This is a genomic window from Methylobacterium sp. B1, from assembly GCF_000333255.1.
Taxonomy (GTDB): Bacteria; Pseudomonadota; Alphaproteobacteria; order Rhizobiales; family Beijerinckiaceae; genus Methylobacterium; species Methylobacterium fujisawaense.
The window spans coordinates 1-4,464 of record NZ_BACT01000063.1; the positions used below are offsets into that span (position 1 = coordinate 1).

A 4,464-nucleotide genomic window follows, 5' to 3' on the forward strand; every position below is an offset into this window, starting at 1 on the left:
GGGGCCATCGTCTGCGCCGGCGCGGTCGCCGCCTCCGGTTTGATCGCCGACCAGATCGGCCGCCGCAACGCCCTGATCATGAGCGCCTCGCTGATCGGCTTCTTGGCCATCGGCAGCATCATCGCGCCGCTCCTGTTCGGCGAGAGCGCCATCGGGCAGACGATCTACGTCACGATCGGCTTCATGCTGCTCGGGCTCGCCTATGGTCAGACCGCGGGCGCCGTGACGGCCCGGCTGGGCAACCGCTACCGCTACACCGGCGCCGCGCTCACCTCCGACTTCGCGTGGCTGATCGGGGCCGGCTTCGCGCCGCTCGTGGCCCTGTTCCTGTCGCAGCGCTACGGCTTGGCGATGATCGGCGTCTACCTCCTCTCCGGCGCGGTCTGCAGCCTCGTGGCCCTGTTCACCGACCGGTCGGAACTGCGCCAGATGTAGTCGGCGGGCGGCGGCGCAGGCCGCCCGATCCGCCCATCGCTGACAGGAACGCCGCCTCGCGCGGCACGGCAGAAGCGCCGCGCAAGCGGCCTGGGATGACGAGACGCGTGCTGTGACCTCTACGACCCATCGACCGGACAGGACCGACACCGCGACCCGCCGAGGCGGCCGCGGGCGGCGCCTCCTGCCGCTCCTGACCCTGCCGCTCCTGACCCTGCTCGGCGGCTGCAACTTCGTGGTCATGCAGCCGGCCGGCTACGTGGCCGAGCAGCAGCGCAACCTCGTGCTGGCGGCGACCGGGCTGATGCTCCTGATCATCGTCCCGGTGATCGCCTTCACGCTGATCTTCGCGTGGCGCTACCGCGCCACGAACGAGGACGCGGTCTACGATCCCGAGTGGCACCACTCGACGCAGCTCGAGGTGCTGATCTGGACGGCGCCGCTGATGATCATCATCGCGCTGGGGCCCTGACCTGGATTGGGACACACACCCTCGATCCGTTCCGGCCGCTCAGCAAGATTGACACGAAGCGCGACGTCCCGGCCGGCACGGTGCCGCTGGAGGTCGAGGCGGTGGCCATGGATTGGAAGTGGCTGTTCCTCTACCCGCAATACGGGATCGCCACGGTCAACGAGCTGGCCGCGCCGGTGGACCGGCCGATCCGCTTCAAGATCACCGCCACCGACGTGATGAACACGTTCTACGTGCCGACCCTCGCCGGCATGGTCTACGCCATGCCGGGCATGCAGACCCAGCTCCACGCGGTGATCAACCGGGAGGGCGCCTGGGAGGGCCGCTCGGCGCATTACAGCGGCGCCGGCTTCTCGAACATGTTCTTCAAGTTCCACGGCCTGGCCAACGACAAGTTCGACCAGTGGATCGCCAAGGCCAAGGCCGAGGGCGGCGAGCTCACCCAGGAGGCCTACCTGAAGCTCGAGGAGCCGAGCGAGGCCGAACCGGCGCGGTTCTACAAGTCCTACATGAAGGGCCTCTACGACCGGATCATCGGCATGTGCCCCCGGCCCGATCAGATGTGCGTCGGCGAGATGGTGAAGATCGACGCGCAGGGCGGCGCCTCCGGCGCGGAGGCGGAAGAGAACTACAAGCGGCTCCGGTACGACAACCGCCTCGCCGAGCGCGGGATCGAGGGCCCCGGCGCCACGTCGCCGGCCTCGGAGACCGGCCCGCACGGCCAGACGCAGCCCCAGGGCATGAAGCCGCGGCCCGATATGGGCAACCCGGACGTCCGGAGCCAGAAGGCGCCGGACAGCCAGGGCCAGAGCGAGGGCGAGCAGATCGCGCCCAAGCAGCTGAACCAATGATTCCGCGCGTGATGCCAGCGGAACCCACACACAAGACCGGCGGTCGCCGTCGAACCCACTGAACGGGCCGATCCCATGTTCGCAAACCTGGACCTACAGCAGCTGCTCGTCGGACGATTTACGATCGAGCAGATCCCCTATCACGAGCCGATCCTGCAGGGGACCTTCGCCGGCGTGGCCGTGGTCGGCCTCGCCGTGCTCGGGGTCATCACCTATTACCGCTTCTGGGGGCCGATGTGGCGTGACTGGATCACGTCGATCGACCACAAGAAGATCGGCATCATGTACTGCATCTTCGCGGGCGTGATGCTGCTGCGCGGCTTCGCCGACGCGATCCTGATGCGCTCGCAGCAGGCGGTCGCCTTCGGTGACCAGCAGGGCTTCCTGCCGCCGCACCACTACGACCAGATCTTCACCGCCCACGGCATGATCATGATCTTCTTCGTGGCGATGCCGTTCGTCACGGGGCTCATGAACTTCGCGGTGCCGCTGCAGATCGGCGCCCGCGACGTGGCCTTCCCGTTCCTGAACAATTTCAGCTTCTGGATGACGGTGGCCGGCGGCATGCTGGTGATGGTCTCGCTGTTCGTCGGCGAGTTCTCCCGCGCCACCTGGCTCGCCTACCCGCCGCTCTCCGGCGCCGCGATGAGCCCCGGCGTCGGCGTCGACTACTACATCTGGGCGCTGCAGATCGCCGGCATCGGGACGCTGCTCTCGGGCATCAACCTGATCGCCACCATCGTGAAGATGCGGGCGCCCGGCATGACCATGATGAAGCTGCCGATCTTCGTCTGGTCGTCGCTGTGCACCAACATCCTGATCGTGGCCGCCTTCCCGATCCTCACGGCCGTTCTCGCGATGCTGTCGCTCGACCGCTACATCGGCACGCATTTCTTCACGAACGACCTCGGCGGCAACGCCATGCTGTACTTCAACCTGATCTGGATCTGGGGTCACCCGGAGGTCTACATCCTGATCCTGCCGGCCTTCGGCGTGTTCTCGGAGATCACCTCGACCTTCTGCGGCAAGCGCCTGTTCGGCTACACCTCGATGGTCTACGCGCTGGTGGTGATCACCATCCTCGCCTACCTCGTGTGGCTGCACCACTTCTTCACGATGGGCTCGGGCGCGGACGTGAACTCGTTCTTCGGGATCACGACCATGATCATCTCGATCCCGACGGGCGCGAAGATCTTCAACTGGATGTTCACGATGTACCGCGGCCGGATCCGGTTCGAGGTGCCGATGATGTGGGTGGTGGCGTTCATCGTCACCTTCGTGATCGGCGGCATGACCGGCGTCCTGCTCGCTGTGCCCCCGGCCGACTTCGTGCTGCACAACTCGCTGTTCCTGATCGCGCACTTCCACAACGTGATCATCGGCGGCGTGCTGTTCGGCATGTTCGCCGGCGTGACCTTCTGGTTCCCCAAGGCCTTCGGCTTCAAGCTCGACGACTTCTGGGGGAAGGTCGCCCTCGGGTTCTGGGTGACCGGGTTCTACGTCGCCTTCATGCCGCTCTACGTGCTCGGCCTGATGGGCGTGACCCGGCGCATGCAGCACTTCGACGACCCGTCGCTGCAGATCTGGTTCGTCATCGCCGCCATCGGCGCGGCGCTCATCGCCTGCGGCATCGCCTCGCAGATCATCATGTTCGTGGTTTCGATCCGGAACCGCGACAAGCTGCGCGACCTCAGCGGCGATCCGTGGGGCGGCCGGACCCTCGAATGGTCCACCTCTTCGCCGCCGCCGGACTACAACTTCGCCTTCACGCCGGTGGTCCACGATTCCGATGCGTGGTGGGACATGAAGAACCGCGGCTTCGACCGTCCCCTCAAGGGCTACAAGCCGATCCACATGCCCAAGAACACCGCGACCGGCGCGATCCTGGCGGGGCTCAACTTCGCCTTCGGCCTGGCCATGGTCTGGTACGTCTGGTGGCTGGCGGCGCTCACCTTCGTGGCGATCTTCGTCGTCGCGATTGCCCACACCTTCAATTACAATCGCGACTACTACATTCCCGCCGACGTCGTCAGTCGGACGGAAGGTCAGCGGACGCGCGAACTGGAGATGGCGTGATCCGATGATGCACGCGGAGACTGCACCCCCCGGCGCCGCGGCGCCGGTCTTCTACCAGACCGACGAGGAGGGCCATCATTCCGAGGGCTCGACCATGCTCGGGTTCTGGCTCTACCTGATGAGCGATTGCCTCATCTTCGCGACCCTGTTCGCGACCTACGGGGTGCTCGGGCGCAGCTTCGCGGCCGGCCCCACCCCGAAGGAGCTGTTCGACCTGCCCGGCATCGCGGTGAACACCGCCATGCTGCTGTTCTCGTCCATCACCTACGGCTTCGCCATGCTGGAGATGGACCGGGACCGGGTGAAGCAGACGCAGATCTGGCTCGCCATCACCGGCCTGTTCGGCGTGGCCTTCGTGGCCCTGGAGATCCGGGAATTCGTCCACCTGTTCCACGAGGGCGCGCCGCCCTGGCGCAGCGCGTTCCTGTCGTCGTTCTACACCCTGGTCGGGACCCACGGCCTGCACGTCTCCATGGGCATCCTGTGGCTCGTCGTGCTGATGGTGCAGGTCAGCAAGCGCGGCCTGATCGTCGAGAACAAGCGCCGGCTGATGTGCCTGTCGATGTTCTGGCACTTCCTCGACCTGATCTGGATCGGCGTCTTCACCGTCGTCTACCTGATGGGAGTGCT

Annotated in this window: 2 protein-coding genes and 2 pseudogenes; all 4 read left to right on the forward strand. The window is 66.2% G+C overall.

Going from position 1 to position 4,464, the window contains the following annotated elements; translation table 11 throughout:
- Positions 1-435, forward strand: a pseudogene (locus I53_RS01740) (MFS transporter); the annotation flags it as partial.
- 112 nt (positions 436-547) lie between these two features.
- Positions 548-1,758, forward strand: a pseudogene (gene cyoA, locus I53_RS01745) (ubiquinol oxidase subunit II).
- 75 nt (positions 1,759-1,833) lie between these two features.
- On the forward strand, positions 1,834-3,834 hold the full coding sequence (gene cyoB, locus I53_RS01750) for a cytochrome o ubiquinol oxidase subunit I (protein WP_043346007.1): 2,001 nt from the start codon (positions 1,834-1,836) through the stop codon (positions 3,832-3,834).
- 4 nt (positions 3,835-3,838) lie between these two features.
- Positions 3,839-4,464: cytochrome o ubiquinol oxidase subunit III (gene cyoC / locus I53_RS01755; RefSeq protein ID WP_043346009.1), on the forward strand; the 626-nt coding region annotated here is incomplete at its 3' end.

Bases quoted from the DNA above. Each gene is read 5' to 3' on its own strand.
- cyoB (WP_043346007.1), top strand. From the start codon at position 1,834: ATGTTCGCAAACCTGGACCTACAGCAGCTGCTCGTCGGACGATTTACG.